This is a genomic window from Salinivibrio sp. IB872 (genome assembly GCF_001995345.1).
Taxonomy (GTDB): Bacteria; Pseudomonadota; Gammaproteobacteria; order Enterobacterales; family Vibrionaceae; genus Salinivibrio; species Salinivibrio proteolyticus.
On record NZ_MUFO01000001.1, the window covers coordinates 161,035 to 178,724 of the forward strand.

Annotated in this window: 15 protein-coding genes; 8 read left to right on the top strand and 7 right to left on the bottom strand. The window is 49.9% G+C overall.

The genetic code is table 11. From position 1 onward, the window contains the following. Window positions 1–133: 133 nt before the first annotated feature. The gene (locus tag BZJ18_RS00675; protein ID WP_198532149.1) at window positions 134–1,516 is read left to right on the top strand and encodes a sigma-54 dependent transcriptional regulator; all 1,383 of its coding nucleotides are present in this window, start codon (window positions 134–136) and stop codon (window positions 1,514–1,516) included. On the opposite strand, the gene BZJ18_RS00680 is transcribed toward BZJ18_RS00675, so the two are convergent. After that, window positions 1,459–3,099, bottom strand: a complete 1,641-nt coding sequence (locus tag BZJ18_RS00680) for a diacylglycerol kinase family protein (RefSeq protein ID WP_158011235.1) — start codon at window positions 3,097–3,099, stop codon at window positions 1,459–1,461. The two genes, BZJ18_RS00675 and BZJ18_RS00680, sit on opposite strands and share 58 nt — an antisense overlap. On the opposite strand from BZJ18_RS00680, the gene BZJ18_RS17450 reads away from it, so the two are divergent. After that, the gene (locus BZJ18_RS17450) at window positions 3,100–3,255 is read left to right on the top strand and encodes a hypothetical protein (RefSeq protein WP_158011236.1); all 156 of its coding nucleotides are present in this window, start codon (window positions 3,100–3,102) and stop codon (window positions 3,253–3,255) included. It begins immediately after the preceding gene. Here BZJ18_RS17450 and trhO read toward each other — a convergent pair. Continuing rightward, window positions 3,252–4,232 carry an oxygen-dependent tRNA uridine(34) hydroxylase TrhO gene (gene trhO, locus BZJ18_RS00685; RefSeq protein WP_077454931.1) on the bottom strand — a complete coding sequence of 327 codons (981 nt, stop codon included), beginning with the start codon at window positions 4,230–4,232 and terminating at the stop codon, window positions 3,252–3,254. The genes BZJ18_RS17450 and trhO overlap by 4 nt on opposite strands. A 406-nt stretch (window positions 4,233–4,638) precedes the next feature. Between trhO and BZJ18_RS00690 the strand changes: the two genes are divergently transcribed. Then, window positions 4,639–6,021, top strand: coding sequence for an alanine/glycine:cation symporter family protein (locus BZJ18_RS00690; RefSeq protein WP_198532151.1), 1,383 nt, complete (start codon window positions 4,639–4,641; stop codon window positions 6,019–6,021). A gap of 88 nt (window positions 6,022–6,109) precedes the next feature. Here the strand turns inward: BZJ18_RS00690 and BZJ18_RS00695 are convergent, their stop codons facing one another. From BZJ18_RS00695 to BZJ18_RS00710, 4 genes are all read right to left on the bottom strand, one after another. Then, window positions 6,110–7,105, bottom strand: coding sequence for a chemotaxis protein (locus BZJ18_RS00695; protein WP_069587499.1), 996 nt, complete (start codon window positions 7,103–7,105; stop codon window positions 6,110–6,112). Window positions 7,106–7,332: 227 nt separating this feature from the next. Continuing rightward, window positions 7,333–8,589 carry an NAD(P)/FAD-dependent oxidoreductase gene (locus BZJ18_RS00700; RefSeq protein ID WP_077454932.1) on the bottom strand — a complete coding sequence of 419 codons (1,257 nt, stop codon included), beginning with the start codon at window positions 8,587–8,589 and terminating at the stop codon, window positions 7,333–7,335. Beyond that, on the bottom strand, window positions 8,586–9,965 hold the full coding sequence (locus BZJ18_RS00705; RefSeq protein WP_077454933.1) for an FAD/NAD(P)-dependent oxidoreductase: 1,380 nt from the start codon (window positions 9,963–9,965) through the stop codon (window positions 8,586–8,588). The genes BZJ18_RS00700 and BZJ18_RS00705 overlap by 4 nt, the downstream gene beginning before the upstream one ends. Next, window positions 9,958–10,299: a (2Fe-2S)-binding protein gene (locus BZJ18_RS00710; protein WP_077454934.1), complete on the bottom strand. Its 342-nt coding sequence runs from the start codon at window positions 10,297–10,299 to the stop codon at window positions 9,958–9,960. Before BZJ18_RS00710 ends, BZJ18_RS00705 begins: the two co-directional genes overlap by 8 nt. Before the next feature lie 336 nt (window positions 10,300–10,635). Here BZJ18_RS00710 and BZJ18_RS00715 point away from each other — a divergent pair, with 336 nt between their 5' ends. The 3 genes from BZJ18_RS00715 to BZJ18_RS00725 all read left to right on the top strand — a co-directional run bounded on the left by BZJ18_RS00715 (window position 10,636) and on the right by BZJ18_RS00725 (window position 14,685). Beyond that, a complete protein-coding gene (locus tag BZJ18_RS00715) occupies window positions 10,636–12,072 on the top strand; it encodes a coniferyl aldehyde dehydrogenase (RefSeq protein ID WP_077454935.1) in 1,437 nt (478 codons plus the stop codon). Window positions 12,073–12,221: 149 nt separating this feature from the next. Then, on the top strand, window positions 12,222–12,725 hold the full coding sequence (locus BZJ18_RS00720) for a hypothetical protein (protein WP_077454936.1): 504 nt from the start codon (window positions 12,222–12,224) through the stop codon (window positions 12,723–12,725). Between the two features lie 376 nt (window positions 12,726–13,101). Continuing rightward, window positions 13,102–14,685 carry a S8 family peptidase gene (locus BZJ18_RS00725; RefSeq protein WP_077454937.1) on the top strand — a complete coding sequence of 528 codons (1,584 nt, stop codon included), beginning with the start codon at window positions 13,102–13,104 and terminating at the stop codon, window positions 14,683–14,685. 84 nt (window positions 14,686–14,769) lie between these two features. Here the strand turns inward: BZJ18_RS00725 and rihA are convergent, their stop codons facing one another. Beyond that, window positions 14,770–15,708: a pyrimidine-specific ribonucleoside hydrolase RihA gene (rihA, locus tag BZJ18_RS00730; protein WP_077454938.1), complete on the bottom strand. Its 939-nt coding sequence runs from the start codon at window positions 15,706–15,708 to the stop codon at window positions 14,770–14,772. 57 nt (window positions 15,709–15,765) lie between these two features. Here rihA and BZJ18_RS17455 point away from each other — a divergent pair, with 57 nt between their 5' ends. Both BZJ18_RS17455 and BZJ18_RS00740 read left to right on the top strand, forming a co-directional pair. Next, window positions 15,766–16,005 (top strand): hypothetical protein, encoded by a 240-nt coding sequence (locus tag BZJ18_RS17455; protein ID WP_206744398.1) that lies wholly within the window; start codon window positions 15,766–15,768, stop codon window positions 16,003–16,005. 192 nt (window positions 16,006–16,197) lie between these two features. Beyond that, window positions 16,198–17,445 (top strand): HAAAP family serine/threonine permease, encoded by a 1,248-nt coding sequence (locus BZJ18_RS00740; RefSeq protein ID WP_077454940.1) that lies wholly within the window; start codon window positions 16,198–16,200, stop codon window positions 17,443–17,445. The last annotated feature ends 245 nt before the right edge of the window (window positions 17,446–17,690 follow it).

Sequence of the window (17,690 nt, forward strand, 5' to 3'; positions counted from 1 at the left end):
TGTTTTTTCTTGTTGAGAGCTAAGTCAAGCGATCTGTAATTTTTACATATGAATCTGTAAAAATGACTTTCATTGTTGAGAGAGCCGTCCGCCTATGGCACGGTAACGAAACACCTATCAAGGAGGCTCGGTGATGTCTCGGATTTCTGTCGCTCTTTTGTTAAGCGAGCAAGATATAAACTGGATGACCGACTTACTGCGTCAGGCAGATATCGACACGACACGAGTTACGGACGTTAAGCAGGGACTTCGGGCGTGGCAAGCCGCGCCTGCGGATCTGGTAGTGTGTGATCTTGATGAATTGGGAGACGATGCGGAGCTTATCTGGCAACGGATGGAACAATCGCCTGACACCGAGTGGCTTTTACTCAGCCGTGGCGACCCGCATCCTGACTGGAATGCCAAGGCGCAACAATGTGTCGCGACGGTTTTTCGTCGGCCCGTGGATCCTGAGTTGGTTCAAGCGTTTATTGATGACACGCTGATGCAGCAAGGACAATCTTGTAGAGCGAGCAAACCGATATTGACGAGTCAAGCGAACCAGTTCGGATACTTGCTTGGCAGTTCAGCGCCCATGCGGCATTTGTACCGAGTCTTAAAACGGCTGGGTCCGACCGGTGCCAATGTATTGGTTGTCGGCGAGAGCGGGGTGGGTAAAGAGCATGTCGCGAAAACCTTACATCGATTAGGTTGTGACCCTAACGCCCCCTTTATGGCGATTAACTGCGGAGCACTGAGCCCTGAGTTGATAGAGAGTGAGTTGTTTGGTCATGTGAAAGGCGCATTTACAGGGGCACACCAAGATCACGCGGGTATTTTTCATCAAGCAGAAGGCGGCACCGTCTTTCTTGATGAAATCACCGAAATGCCGCAGGCGCTGCAGGTAAAGTTGCTACGTGTGTTGGAATCCGGAGAATATCGCCCAGTGGGCTCGACACACAATCAACGCGCCAATGTTCGTCTTGTCGCGGCGACTAACCGCGACCCACAACAAGCAATCGCATCCTCACGATTGCGTGAAGATATCTACTATCGCTTAGCCCAGTTTGTGGTCAATGTGCCACCCCTTCGGGAGAGAGAGGGTGACATTGAAGCACTGACGACCCATTTTTTAGCTGAACTCAATCATCAATTCCACACCCAGAAGGGGATCGATCCTCAAGCGATAAAACGCTTAAATGCCCACCGTTGGCCCGGCAATGTTCGCGAACTCAAGCATGCGATTGAGCACGGCTATTTGCTTTGTGCTGAGACGATTTTGCCCGATGACTTGCCGCAAGCGGTGATCACGCCTACCAACACATCGACGGCGATCATGTTACCCGAATCGCTTACTTTAGACGCGCTAGAGCGCTTAGCCATTACCCAAACCTTGACCCGTTGTGATGGCAATAAAACGCGCACGGCTGAAGTGCTTGGTATTAGCCCTAAAACGCTATACAACAAACTGAATCAGTATCAATCAGTCTCTTCGTCCTCAACAGCGGGAGAAAGGATCGATAGCGATCGCGGTTGAATGCGAATGTCGAGCTTGCGGTCGCGATAAATTTCCCCATCGATGACATAGTCGGTGGTATGCGGAAAGCGCACGGCGACATGGGTCGCCTGTTGATGATGCGTGAAGCGACCGACGGGTGTGTCGAGTAAGCTGGTAAGGGCGAGCTCAGCGAGAGAAAGAACTGTTCCAGTCTTGGTTGCCGATGGAGTCAACCAAGTGACGTCGAGCTTGCCATCCGCGTGATTCGGTTGACCACGGCCTTGGGCAAGTAAGGTTGTCATTGGAGCGGCATTGGCAATGACCATGCTGGTGGTTTCAATGGTTTGAGACGGCTGCTTATCGATACGAATCGATAAGGTCATTTTGGTATTTTGATTTGCCGCACCCAATAAGCCTTGCAAATAGGCCCATTGCCCACTTTGGTTTTTTTGTTCACGCGCCGCATAACGGATCATTTGTTGCTCAAAGCCCACACCTACAACCAATAACGCGATACGGCCATTGCAACGCGCGGTGTCGATGCGATTAGGGATGCCATCAAGAATCACCTCACAAGCGGCATCAATGCTGAGAAATTTCGATTTGATCCCCCAAAGTGCATGACAAAGCGCATTGGCGGTGCCAAGCGGCAGCACCCCGAGCGGCGTATCGGTGTTGACCAGCGCACGCGCCACTGCATTGACTGTGCCATCCCCGCCTGCGGCAATCACGACATCGGCATGGTGTGCCACGGCGCGACACGCGAGTTGATAGGTACGCCGATTGTGGCGAGTGTGATGGACCACCACGCGATAGTCTTCGCCTAAATAGTCTTGAATATACTGCTTGTGCTTTTGCCACTTACCACCGCCCGCCGCTGGATTGGCGATAATCCAAGCAATGGGTCGATCCAGTCTTAGTGCGCCGTCTTGCTGGAAGCGTGACAGTGCTCGAAATTGACGCCGATTAAGCTGTGCTTTGGGACGTATTGWGCGGATGCTGTTTAGTACGCTGTTTAGGTTTTTGTCCGGCTCAAGGGCCCATAAATATGCCGCAGCCACCATCACAGAGCGACCACGGCCTAACGCACAGTGCACCACCACGGTTTCGCCACGCATACGTTGCTGATGGATCCACTGCAACGCTCGCATCAATTGGCTACGGGAAGGATACGCATGATCGAGGACAGGCACGGAGAGGTAACTGATTTCACGGGTCTCGCTAAAACTGTTTAAGCTCTCAAATTCAGCAGTAACATCCAAAATGCCGCCAATGCCTTGAGTTTGAATGTAGTTCAGATCGTGACGAGTCAGCCGCGCGCCAACATAAAGCCCGGATGCGATTTTTTGAATAGCAGGCTCGGTATCACGATGACGTGCCCAGCGATTATAAAGGTGCGTGCAAACGAAAAATGGCGCAAATAGTCCATGGATGAGGGTTGGGAGTTGGCCAGTGTATCGCTTACGGAAAAGGCGCGGTTGATTACGCCAGTATGCAAAACTGACGGCAATAAAGGCGATGCCACTCCAAAGCAGCAGCACATCGAGAGCAAGCCAAGGTGTCCAAACCGTCACTAAAACGAGCGCAGCGCCGATGAGCGCGTAGAGTGGGCCAACGATCACATGTTCTCCTTGCAGGCCATCCGTGTGCGTATCGGTATGATTCGCTTAGGTATCGTCAATGACGACTATAGCCTAGCAGGAGAGGAGATAGAAACGAAAACGGCACGCTATCATTGCGTGCCGTGTAAAGTCTCGTATCAGTTATGGACTGATTAAGCGTCTTTCTTCTGTGCTTGTTTCTTTTGCTTTTTCATCGCACGCCGCGCTTCGATGATGTGTTTTGCTTCGCCGCCCACGTGTTGCTCTCCACGCTCGCGAGCCAGTTGCACTTGGCGTTCGCGCTCACGAAAACGCGCTTTCTGCTCCTCGGTGTGTTTGTCATAACATTTCGGACAGGATACGCCTTGCTCATAGTGTTCGCTTTCCATATCGGCTTTGGTGATCGGTAGGCGGCATGCATTACACATGGCGTACGATCCTTTCTCGAGCGAATGATTTACCGCCACGCGGCCATCAAACACATAGCACTCGCCATTCCAAAGACTCTTACTCTCAGGCACTTCTTCGAGGTATTTTAGGATCCCACCTTCCAAGTGATAGACCTCGTCAAAGCCTTTTTCCTTCAAAAAGGCCGTTGATTTTTCGCAGCGAATGCCGCCAGTACAGAACATGGCGACTTTTTTATGCTTGCTTGGATCGAGGTGCTTTTCTACATACTCGGGAAAATCACGGAAGCTTTCGGTGTGAGGGTTAACCGCGCGCTCAAAGGTCCCGATTTCAATTTCGTAGTCGTTCCGTGTATCAATGACCAGTACCTCAGGATCGCTAATCAGATCGTTCCATTCCGTCGGCTTCACGTAGGTACCGACTGTATGGCGAGGATCAATCCCCTCAACACCCATGGTGACGATTTCTTTTTTCAGCTTTACCTTGGTGCGATTGAAAGGTTGGCTGTCTTCAAAAGACTCTTTGTAGTCAATGTCCGCAAGGCGAGCATCGTTTTTAAACCAAGCAAACAGGGCATCAATGCCTTCGCGGCGGGCGGCGACGGTGCCGTTAATCCCTTCTTTAGCGAGCAGTAGCGTGCCGCGCACTTGGTTTTTTTCCATCACCTCTTGCAGCGGGGTACGAAGATCTTGGTAGTTATCAAGGGTGACGAACTTATAAAGCGCACAAATAACGTAGGCGGACATGTTGTTTCCTCTTGCTGGCTGGAGCGTAAATCCAGTGCATGGGTTGTGGGTTCAAAAGACGCGCGAAGTATAGCGAATGGCACTGGGGCTAAACACCAGCGAAAAGTAAGGTTAAACGTTTTGTGCCCGTGTTGCTTTGGTTCGGGTCGGTTTATTTATTTGTGTTCAAATCAAAGTGCTGCGGTAATTATTCACCGCAGTGCATTACTAATGAGATCAAAGTCACGTATTGGCTGGGTTTTTGTCGCGACATTACGGATTTCGCCGTAGTTTGGATGGGTTTTTAGTCACGCCAGTAAGAATTTATTGCTTTATGGTCTAATTATTTTGCTGGTTGGCGTGCATCGACTAGGCCGGAGTCTAGAGAGCAAAGTAATTAGCCAAGCATCAAGAAAGGATGCGAGACATGATTGAAGAATGGATTAATGCCTTTGTAGGCTTTATCTGGGGAAAACCGATGCTGATCTTACTGGTCGGTGGCGGATTGTTTTTCACCCTATACGGAAAGCTCACACCTTTTCGTTACATGGCGCATAGCGTCAAGCTATTAACCGGTAAAGTGGATGATGGCAGCGGTCATGGTGATTTATCTCATCGCAAAGCCTTAGCGGCAGCACTGTCCGGTACGCTAGGCCTTGGCAATATCGCGGGTGTCGCGCTGGCGCTGAGTGCTGGGGGACCGGGGGCGGTTTTTTGGATGTGGCTTACCGCGTTACTGGGAGTATCGACTAAGTTCTACACCTGCACACTGGGAGTCATGTACCGCCACAAAGACGCTAAGGGAAATGTACACGGTGGCCCCATGTATACGGTTCAGCATGGGTTGGGCCCGAAGTTTAAATGGTTGGCGGTGATGTTTGCTATTGCGGGTCTGATGGGATTTGTGCCGTCATTTCAGATCAACCAACTTGGCGCTGTGGTGCAAACTCAACTGTTTCCGGGGGTCGCTTGGTTAGAGAGCAGTGCCTTCTCGTGGGGAATGGGTATTGTTCTCGCCGTGTTCGTTGGCATGGTAATTTGGGGTGGCCTTAAGCGTGTCGCTGACGTCGCTGGGGCTTTGGTACCTTTGATGGCGGGAAGCTATATGGTCATGGCGTTAGCCGCGTTGGTGCTTAATGCGGAACGCGTGCCCGGTGTGTTCCAGTCTATATTTGCCAGTGCTTTTTCACCGGATGCGATGCTTGGTGGAGTACTGAGTGTGATCATCATCGGTGTGAGTCGTGGTGCCTTTTCTAATGAGGCAGGGATTGGCACTGAAGTCATGGCACACAGTGCGGCGAAAACCAATGAGCCCGTGCGTGAAGGTTTGGTCGCGAGTTTAGGTCCTATCATCGATACCTTGATTGTTTGTAGCTGTACTGCCTTAGTCATTCTCGTGACTGGTGTGCTCGACCAAGCTGAGGGTATGCAAGGCGTGAGTTTGACCATGGCGGCTTTCAAAGCGGCGTTTGGTGCGCCAGGCGCGTGGTTGCTCGCGGCACAAGTGCTGATCCTCTCTTTTACCACCGTCTTTACTTTCTGGTATTACGGCTATAAGTGCTTTGTGTATTTGTTCGGTGAAAAAGCCGGCCAGTACTACAAGTATCTGTATCTCTCACTGGTCGTTCTGGGGGCAGTGGTATCATTGGATGTGGTGTTCTTGTTCTTGATCGGTGCGTACGGATTGATGGCGGTGCCGACCATGGTCTCTGGCCTATTGTTGGCGCCGAAGGTAAACCAAGCCGCAAAGGCCTATTTCAGTAGCCGACGTTATCAGTCGCATAGCGGATCACAAGCCACTAACCTTTGAATTAATTGAATAATCAAAAGGCTGCCTTGACGGCAGCCTTTTTTATTGCGGTGAGAGCCATAGGCGTGGTAGGCGAGTACTCGCGTTATCAATCGTCGAGTGGGGCACCAAAGATATACTTATCTGCTAGTCCTACCATACGACCAATTTCTGGCTTAGTAATGGTGTCATTGGCACCAAGCTGTAAGGCTTTAGCGCGGTTGTCTTCACTCATGATGGAGGAGAACATTACGATAGGCATGGTTTTGTAGGTGTCATTATCGCGTAAGCGCTTGACCAAGTGCATACCGTCCATGCGTGGCATCTCGACATCTGAGATAATGGCATCCACAAATTCAGTGATTGCCACACCTTCTTCTTTCGCGATTTTCTCAAACTCCATCAGCTTCTCGAAGGCTTCGCCACCGTCTTTCGCAGACAAAATATTGTAGCCCGCTGAACGTAGCGTATTTTCGATCAGGCTGCGGATAAAGGCAGAGTCATCAACCACCAATACGGTTTTTGCTTCTCGCTTTTTCGCACTGGTTTCGGAAATATTGACGCTGCGGTCTTGGGTTACATCATATTTCTCCATGCTCAACTCTGGGTTGATGTCGGCGATGATTTTTTCAAAGTCGAGAATCATGATGAGGTTGTTGTTTTTACGAACCACCGCGACCACACAGTCTTGTTCACCGGCTTCGAGGAATTGACTGGGTGACTCCACCGCTTCCCACGAGATACGGTGAATGCGACTAATACTGTCGATCAAAAACCCGTTCGTCATGTTGTTAAAGTCGGTGACAATCACAAACTTGTTGTCTTTTTCTGGGCGGGTTGGCACCCCTAGCCAGCCTGCGAGATCAATCAAGGGAGTGAGTTTTTCACGAGAAGAAAACACGCCAATCATGTGAGGCTGTGCATTGGGATAATCGGTTGTTTCAGGCACTTGAATGACTTCACGGACTTTGGCGACGTTAATCCCGTAGTAACAGGTTTTTGTACTGCCGTCCGGAAGTTGTTTCATAAGGTGAAACTCGATGATCTCGAGCTCGTTAGTGCCACTTTCCGTCAGTATTGCGTTTTTTGATGGCTCGTCGTTCATGCCTACCACATTTCCTATCGATAACAGCGAAGATTGCTGACAAACACAGCGATAAAACCAGTATAAGCCTGTGATCAATAAAGCGACAATATTTGCCAAATAATCGAACGGCGTTCTGTGGTCTATCACGCTAAATTCGGCTTGGAAATCAGCGCTAAGTTACAGCTTAGTAACAAAAAAAGCCTGCACTGAGGCAGGCTTTAGTGATTGGGACCACGTAATAGGAATTAAGGTAACGCAACTTCAAGATGATAGTTACCGATCATTTTTCCTTGGTCGTCCAAAAAGCGCGTGTAGGAGAAGGGCTCGAGATCAATGGTCGTTGGCAGACCACGGACCACTTCATTCATCACCTTTCCGGTGATGGCAGAGGTCAACATACCGGTACGGAAATGCCCACAAGCATTGAGATAACCGTCGATACCAGGTACTGCACCAAGAATCGGCAGTTCATCCGGTGAGCCCGGACGCAAGCCTGCCCAGCAGCGCTTGATATTCATCTTTTTCAGCTCGGGGATAGACTTCATGGCGCCTTGTGCCAGCTGCTTGATGTACTTCATGTCTGTGGTAGTATCAAAACCACGCTCTTCAGTGGTTGAGCCAATCAGAACTTCACCGTTATCTTTTTGGGCGATGTAACAATCACTGGTGGTTAAACAGCCATTTAAAAGCTTGGGTAGCTTCTCGGAGACGATCACTTGGCCTTTGACGGGGAAGACAGGCATTGGCATACCCGTTGCCCACAAGCTGAGTTTTTCCGCCCATGCACCACCGGCGTTGATCATGGTGCCACAACCTAGCTTACCGTTTTCTGTCTCAACCGCGACAACCCGGTTACCTTGTCTCACCACGCCCGTGACTTTGGTATTGAGATATAGCTCGACACCGTTCTGCCGTGCTGCTTCCAAATAGGCCTCGTTGAGGCGATAGGGGTTGATTTGGTGATCCCCCTCAAACTCCATCGCACCAATGGCAGCGCGCGACACGTTAGGCTCTTGTGCGTGAAGGTCTTCTTGAGACACCCAGCGGACATGCTCTTGGCGATCAGGTATGGCTGCCGCAATGTGCTCGGCATAGAGTTTGTCGTACTTATCAAACATGACAAACTTCAGACCGGTACGCTCAAACTTAAAGTCCACACCGTGATGCGTCATCAGGTCATCATACAATGCCGGATAGAGCTGGTTAGACAGCATCGCCATATCGAAGAACGGCTTGGGCATAATGTGCGGTTTGATCTCTGGTGATCCACCTTCGCCGCTTTCTTGCATCTGCTTAGAAAGGGTTTTAAACAGGATAACGCCGCAACCAAGGCCGGTTGACTCGCCCATCGCCCATAGGCCACCGGCTGACGCACGTGAGGCGTTTCCGGGGTATTTATAGTCCACAACGGCGATGGATAAGTCGCGCTCGCGGCTTAAATGATAAGCCACCGATGCGCCGATCACGCCGCCGCCACAAATTACGATGTCGTACTGTTTCATGCGTCATCCTCCAACGCAGCAAAAGGAATAGGGTCGAGTGGGAATCGAGGGCGAATCAAAGGCTGAGGCGACGTCGTGCTCTCATTGAGTCGGTCGTAGCAGTAGTGCGCACAGGTTTTTCCTTGGCAGTCACCCATGGTAACGCGGGTACGCATTTTCAACGTAATCACATCCTTGACGCCTTGATTGATGGCGTTATCAATGTCCGCCTTTTTCACTTGCTCGCAGCGACAGATCACTGTGTCTTTTTCCGGCAAACTGAGCAGGCCTGGGCGACGATAGCCTGCCGTATCAAAGCCTTTACGGAAACGGTAGCTCTTTTCGAGCTGATGACGCAGAGCCTTAAACGCATTATCAAGATTCGGCATTGAAATATTGCGTGCCTTCAGTGCTGAATATGCCGCAATCTTTCCTTCCAACATGGCGGCTTCTGCGCCGGCAAATTTTACGGTATCACCTGCGCAGTAAACATTGTCGAGGCTGGCTCGTTGCCACTCGTCCACCACGGGGATCGCCCCGCTCATATGATCGTACTGCATATCTAGCCCCATTAGTTGTGCGAGCTGAGAGCGTGCCGCGAAGCCGTAACCCACACCAAGTACATCAGCATTTATGGTTTCGGCACGGCTAACATCTGGGTGCCAATCTTTACTGTAGGGGGCTACCGTGACTTGCTCGACTTGGGGGTCACCCGAGGCTTTAACTACGCCCCAACCGTAATGCATCGGGATATGGTGGCGTTTGAGATACATCATCATCGAGAGGCCATCTAGCGCGAGCTGTGGACGGTTGAGGAGGGCGAGTGTTTCACGTGCCAAGTCTTTGAATGGCGCCGCTTCATAGATACCCGCGATATCACAACCGGCTTTGTGAAGCTGACAAGCAACCAAGACGAGCAAAGGCCCTGTGCCGGTGATTACACAGCGGTGACCGGGACGGACCAAGCCGCTTTTTATTTGAAGTTGGATACCCCCCAGAAGCATCACCCCAGGCATATCCCAGCCGGGAAAGGGAATGCTGCGCTCTTGGCAACCGGTGGCGAGGATCAATTGCTCATAGTCAATCGTTGATAGCGTGTCTTCATGAGCAGTGAGGAGGTGTTGATCCGCCATTGGCCCCAGTACCCGTGTCAAACTACGTAGGTCAATCAAATCCTGATGCTGGCGATATTGTTCGCGCAGAGACTGTGACGTGGCTTTCCATTTGTCATCCAAATGGGGCAGCGCGTTAGTCTCTCGCCACGGGCCACGATAGACGACGCCACCGGGTTTGGGCGCTTCATCAAGAATAATACTCGCGACCTTGTGCTTGGCCAGTGTGACCGCGGCAGACAGGCCGGCAGGTCCAGCACCAACAATAACAACAGGCTTAGACATGGGTTTCTCCTTGCTCGACGGTACTGCTTTCAAGATCCTTATTTTCAACCACAATGTTGGCTTCAGTGCGGACATCCATATCCGGCTGAACGGCGACTTGGCACGCACGTTGTTTATGGCGGCCGTTGATTTCCAGCGTGCAGCAATGACACACGCCCATGCCGCAATAGGCACTGGCTAACCGGCCATAATCATTTTTAGATAGCGCACGGATATTGCTCGCAAGCAAGGTGCTTAGCACGCTTTCTCCAGCGATGGCAGGAACCGTCTCGCCATTGACACGGATCGAGAAGGTTTTGCCAACTGCATCGGTAATGTCTTGGGATCGTTTCATCGTTTTAATTGGCTCATTGGTATGTTGTCGGGACAGTGATGACTCCCACTCAGACTGTTTAAGTGAGCGGACCTTATTGTCTTATTTATTAGGCGAGGCGTATGTTATAGCCGAGTCGTGAAATGCGTGTTACTTTTTGTTGCGTTTTCGTTATCACTCACAAAAAATAAGGAAAAATAAGATCTATTGTGATCATTATCATGATATCGATCTGTTTTATTGAGTGATGTGAAAGTGAACACTCGTTATGGAGGAGCAAGTGCTATTGCGTGAAAGGATTGGCTGTGTCATCAATGAGTGATGAGGATCAGTAACGGTGATAATCAGGAGACGAGAATGACGGAGTCAGGATCTGAATGGTTGGAAGATGTGAGAACGATGCGCGAGACGTTCGACGCGCAGAAAGCGCAGGCCTCTCAAGTACCATTTTTAGATTACCCTCATCGGCGAGATGCGCTACTGCGCTTGCGTCAGGCCATCAAGCAAAAATCGTCTGCGTTACAACAAGCCTTGAGTGATGATTATGGCTATCGAGCCCCCGTTGATACGGAAATAGCCGATATTCTGCCTCTGCTGCACCAAATTGATTACACCCGCCGTCGATTAAAACGATGGATGAAGCCGCAAAAGCGGCGTACCGGGATAACTCTGCTGGGAACGCAATTAGTGGTGCATCAACAACCCAAAGGTGTAGTTGGGATTATCGTGCCTTGGAATTTTCCGATCATGCTCGCCGTGAGTCCGCTGATTTGCGCGGTGTCGGCCGGCAATCGGGTAATGCTTAAGCTTTCGGAGTTCACGCCTAACACCAATCGAGTATTACGCGCGTTAATCGCTGAGGTGTTTAGCCCAACTGAAGTGGCTGTGATTGAAGGGGAAGTTGAAGTATCACGCCGCTTTACTGAGTTAGAGTTCGACCATCTCTTTTTTACCGGATCAACCCAGGTTGGGCGCCAAGTCATGCTGTCTGCGGCTGATAATTTGACACCAGTGACCCTTGAATTGGGAGGCAAGTCACCGGTGATTATTGATGATCAGATTGACATGGATATCGCTGTGTCGCGGCTCATTTATGGTAAGTGTTTAAACGCCGGGCAGATATGTGTTGCTCCCGATTATGTGCTTTGCCCTGAGCATCGCCAAGAGGCCTTTATCCACGCCTATCAACGGGCATTTCGAGCTCTATACCCTGACTTTGAAACCAATCCGGATTACAGCCAGATCATTAATCAAACTCAAGCGACACGGCTACAAGAAACGCTCCAAGATGCCCTTGATAAGGGAGCGCGTCGCTGGTGTGCACTCGACCAACAAACCGTGCCGAGTGCAGAAAAACGACGTTGGCCGACCCAGTTGTTGACCCAAGTCACCGATGATATGCGGGTGATGCAAGAAGAGATTTTTGGCCCGCTCCTGCCGGTGGTTACCTATCAAGACTTCTCTGAGGCACTGAGTTATATTCAGGCGCGCCCGCGACCGCTCGCCTTGTATTTGATGAGCAATGACGCTGAGATACGCACACAAGTCACCACACAGCTTCACGCCGGCGGGATGGGGATTAATGAAACTTTGTTCCATGTCGCTGCCGAAGATGCGCCTTTTGGCGGCATTGGCGATTCCGGTATGGGGCATTACCACGGCATTGAAGGCTTTTACACCTTTAGCCACAGTAAAACCGTCCTCACCCGCGATAAATGGGACACCAGCTTTTTAGTCAAACCGCCGTACAATCGCTGGTACAAACGCTTAATGCGCTGGTGGCTGATGCGGTAAGCCTGCAAATTTGCACGATAAGGCGTTGCGAGATGAGTACTTTCCCCAGTTACTGAACGCATCACTAAACTTTTCTGAGAAATTGATCTATATCTTTGGTTGTTACATAACTGTTAAAAGTGGTGCGAAGCAACCAAAGGAGCGACACAATGGCGTTTTCAGTACAACCCGATTCCATGTTGCCAGACATTGGCGATCATGAGCGCGCGATGGTTGAGCAAGAAGTAAAGCTCGCCGTGACCGATGTTAACGGACAATCGTTAGGCTATTTAGCGATGGTGCCGGATGCGCAGCGTTTCCTGACGCTGACTCAAGACACCAACGAGGCCTTAAGCTTTATCAAGACGCCCTGCAGTGTTAATGCAGGCTACTATCAATGGTCGTTTTTTTATGATGACATTGAGTATGGGCTGGACTGTTTAATTGATCCGGACCGAAACAAATGTCGACTCTATGCCAATGATCATGCCGCGGCTGCACCATCATGGAAGTTGGGCTATGACAAGGAACTGGGTCCTCTTATGATGGCCGCCCCTATCTCTGCGATTGGTCCCGGTACACGTGTTGCAGTGACGTCTGAAGACGCAAGCGTCCCCAAAGTTCTTGTTGGAGCACTCGAAGGCGGTGTACTCGTTCGTGAAGAGCCAAATTAGTCGTTGCTAAATCAATCTGTTACCTTTTTCTCCGCCAGCGCTTAGTCGCTGGCTTTTTTGTTGGGTAATGCTCACTGTCTGTATACGAGAATGAATCAGGTTTCATCTCATTTGTGCAACATGTCAAAAATAATAGATCTAATTTGTCTGACATATGAGACATAAAGAGCTGCATAGAGCGTGCGAATTTGCATTGTAAACAAAAGGTTAAATAAATTGTAAATAATAATATAGTCAATAATGCTGATTGATTACTCAAATAAAGCAAATCCCACTGCAGAAAAAATGCTTTTTGATGCATAGCTTTATAAGCGTGCTTGTTGTTTTTTGTAGGCAATTATGACTTTCTACGTTTAACCATTGTAAGGAATACAATATGTTAAAGCATGTTCTTAGCTGCTGTATCGCATCTGCACTCGTTGCAGCTTCGCCAGCTGTGCTCGCAAAACAAGATGAGGGTAAACAAGCGATTGCTCAGCAGCAAACGCTAGCACCATTAGTGGTTGCATCAGACAAGCAGGGTATTGAGGACCAATACATTGTGGTGTTTAAGCAACCAATGACACTCAGTGATGATCCACAAGCGTTAAAAACCTTCACACAGCAAACGGTTTCCAGCATGGTCAACCAACATGCGGTTAAGGTTGAGAAAGTGTTTGATCGCTCGCTGAGTGGTTTCGTGGCCAAATTAACACCAGAGCAACTGCGCGCGTTGCGTGTGGATTCACAAGTTGATTTTATCGAGCAAGATAAAACGATTTCCTTGGACCCGGTGATCACCCCAAGCGCCAACCAGAGTAACCCAGTTTGGGGGTTGGATCGCATTGATCAACGTAACCTGCCTTTGGATAACAATTACAGTACCAACTTTGATGGCACGGGTGTGACGGCGTATGTCATTGATACAGGTGTGACAACGTCACACGTAGAGTTTGGTGGTCGTGCTCGCTCTGGCTATGATTTTGTTGATAACGATAATGACGCCTCAGACTGTAACGGTCACGGTACCCACGTGGCCGGTACTATCGGGGGAAGCCAATATGGTGTCGCCAAAAATGTCGACATTGTTGGGGTGAGAGTCCTTAGTTGTAGCGGCTCAGGCTCAACGTCCGGTGTGATTGGTGGGGTTGACTGGGTGGCAGCCAATGCCAGTGGACCGTCAGTGGCAAATATGAGCTTGGGYGGCGGTGTATCAACCGCACTGGATAGAGCGGTTGCCAGTGCCGTGCAATCGGGTGTGAGCTTTATGTTGGCAGCAGGAAATTCCAATGCCGATGCATGTAATAGCTCTCCAGCGCGTGAGCCAAGCGGTGTCACCGTGGGCTCTACCACCAGCAGCGATAGCCGCTCAAGTTTCTCAAACTGGGGCAGCTGTGTCGATGTGTTCGCACCGGGCTCTCAAATCAAGTCAGCATGGTATGACGGTGGCTATCGCACCATCAGCGGGACATCGATGGCGACCCCTCATGTCGCCGGTGTTGCTGCCTTGTACTTACAAGAAAACAGCAACCTATCTCCTGCGCAAGTAGCAAGCTTGATCAGTAATCGTGCCAGCGTGGGTAAGATCAGTGACACGCGCGGAACGGTTAATAAATTGCTCTATAGCCAAGCTGATAGTGGCTGTGAGCCGGATTGCGGCCCGACGCCAGATCCCGAAGGTGAGCTTAAAAATGGTCAGCCGGTTTCGGGCATCTCTGGTGGGCAGGGTGCGCAACGCTTTTTCTACGTGGATGTAGAAGCCGGTCACCGCCTGAGCGTAAATATCAGCGGTGGGTCGGGTGATGCAGACTTATATGTTCGCTATGGTGCGAAACCTACGCTGTCGAGCTGGGACTGTCGTCCATACAACTATGGCAACAGTGAAGTGTGCACGGTGCAGAGCACCCAGAAGGGACGTTATCATGTCATGTTAAATGGTTATACCGCCTTTAGCGGTGTAAGCGTCACAGCACGATATTAGTAGCTGGTGCGCGCAGTTGGCGCGACCATGATGACTCATACTAATCAGACAGCGCGGCAATCGCCGCGCTTTTTTTGTGTGCGCCTATTGGCTGTATTGGGTTAAACAATCGCACAGTAACGAAATAAAGCCTTCACGGTTCACCTTCATCGCCACATCGGCGTTAGCGGCATGCCCGGTCACTCTATAGCGATCAACCACAGTCATTCCGGTGGTGAGTTTGCCTTGTGTTTCTATATCCACCCATACGGATTCACAATCGAACAACTCAGGTTTGATAAGCCAAGCAATCGTGCAAGGATCGTGGAGGGGCGACCCGTCGAGTTGCCACTTAGGATCGCGGTGATAACACATAAAGAATTCCAGCCACCCTGCGACAGTTTGTGCCACGGGATTACCAATGGCGCGGATCGTGGCGACGTCGGCATCTTTGACCAAGGCTTGGTGGGTCACATCCAAGCCAAACATGGTGATAGGGATCCCTGAGTGGAACACACGGTGAGCGGCTTCAGGGTCAACATAAATATTAAACTCAGCAGCGGGGGTCCAATTCCCCAAGGTGACCCCTCCGCCCATAAGAACGATACGCTTGATGCGATTGGCGAGGTGCGGATAAGTTGCAAGCAATAGCGCGACATTGGTTAGCGGACCGGTGGCGACGACGGTTATCGGTTGATGGCTAGCTTCTAACACGCGTGCCATCACACTGATGGCATTATCGGGTTGAGCGTCCATCGCGGGTGCAGGGAGTTCAGGGCCATCAAGGCCTGATTCACCGTGGACATTATTCGCCACCACAAGGTCGCGCAGCAGAGGCTTATGGGCTCCCCCTGCGACAGGAATGTCGTGGCGATTTAATAAGGTGAGGATCCGTCTAGCGTTGTAAAGCGTCTTATCCAGCGTTTGATTGCCGGCACAGGTGGTAATGGCCTTAATAGTGAGCTGATCGAGTGCACAAGCCATCACCAGCGCGATGGCATCATCGTGTCCCGGATCGCAATCAATGATAATAGGTTCACCCATTGCACACTCCTTTTTATTGTGTGTTCGGTTGCGGCGTTTCGCGGTCTGGCGTTGGCAGTGATTGTGCTGATTGGGGCCAGCCGCTCATTTCATGATTTGATCACGCTACGTGTGATTTCGACTGGTGACTGTGAGCTAGCTCGTTCTATTGAGATTGGCTGGGTGAGGTTTGTAACAGATGAAAAAGATATCATCAAAAATGTGATGCCTAGAGTAACATTATGTCAACATGTCATGAACGAAAATGTGGTAGTTACATCATTTTGCAAACAATCCAATCAATCTAAACATTGGTAATAATTTGGTATTTTAATCCACAATTAAGCCATTAATTAAGAATAATATGTTGGCTATTAAAAATATTGCCAGTTTATGTGACAAGTTTTTAACAAAACAATTAGTACATATATCTATTACATCTGTGTGATATATCCGGTCGAACTCGATACTATGCAACCGCACAAAATATTATAAATAAGAGAGTTTGACGTGAACCAAACTATAGAAGTCTCCGAAAAGAGTGTATCCACTCGTTGGACCCAACATGACACCCACTGGGCGCTCAGCCTATTTGGCACCGCTGTCGGTGCTGGGATCCTGTTCCTTCCCATTAACCTTGGTATGGGTGGGATCTGGCCGTTAATCATCATGGCGGTGCTTGCTTTCCCCATGACCTTTATGGCGCACCGCGGGCTTGCACGTTTTGTGCTCTCCTCTCGCCATAAAGATGCAGATTTTACCGATGTGGTCGCCGAGCATTTTGGTGCCAATGCGGGCCGGATGATCTCGGTGTTGTATTTCCTTTCTATCTTCCCCATTTTATTGATATACGGCGTCGGATTAACCAATACGGTAGACAGCTTTTTAGTCAATCAACTGGGATGGGTATCCCCTAATCGTATCTTATTATCTGGTGTGTTAGTGGCGGGCATGATTGCGATCATGCTGGGTGGAGAGCGCCTCATGCTGCGCGCTTTCGCCGCTATGGTGTACCCCTTGGTGGCTATTTTGGCATTTTTGTCGTTCTATCTTGTGCCATCGTGGCAAACGCCTAACTTGACCCTACCGCCGATGAGTGAGCTAGGCATGAACCTGTGGCTTGCGGTGCCTGTGGTGATTTTCTCGTTTAGTCATGCTGCGGCGATTTCAAGTTTTGCTAACATTCAGCGTCGCCACTATGGCAATGATGCACAAGGCAAGTCAGAGCAAATTCTTAAGCGCGCGGGCGTCATGTTAGTTGCTTTTGTGCTCTTGTTTGTCTTCTCGTGCGTGCTGACACTCACGCCAGCACAAATGGCGGAAGCGAAAGCGCAAAATGTGTCTGTGCTTTCTTACCTTGCTAACGTCACCCACAACCCCTTTATCGGTACGCTGGGCCCGCTTGTCGCATTCATTGCGATCACATCGTCGTTTTTAGGGCATTTCCTTGGCGCGCGTGAAAGCTTGAATGGTTTGGTAACCAAACATAGCAAGCTGACCTACAAGCAAGCTGATAAGCTGGGTGTTTTGGTGATGTTCTTTGCCATCTGGTGGTGTGCGGTGATTAACCCCAGCATACTTGACATGATGGGGGCATTATCAGGCCCTGTGATTGCGATGATCCTCTTTATTATGCCCACTGTCGCGGCTTATAAAGTCAAAGCGCTGGCACAGTATCGTGGCAAAGCGGGTACGTACTTTATCTTCGTCACCGGTATGCTGGCAATTTCAGCGTTGCTCTATAACCTGATGGGTTAAGTCAGTACGCTGTCGCTCGACGAAAAGCGCCTTAGGGCGCTTTTTTATTAGTTTTACTTATCTATTTCTAGTGAATATCTTATCCGAATCGATATGCGCGCATCCTTTAATAGTGACAGATAAACCTAATAAAATCAGCCGTTAGTGTCACATTCATCATGATTTAGCTTGGCTTAATTTGTTAGGTTTTGAATCAGCCCATATTATGTAAATCCCATCTCTCTTCTTGCACAATAGGTTGATAA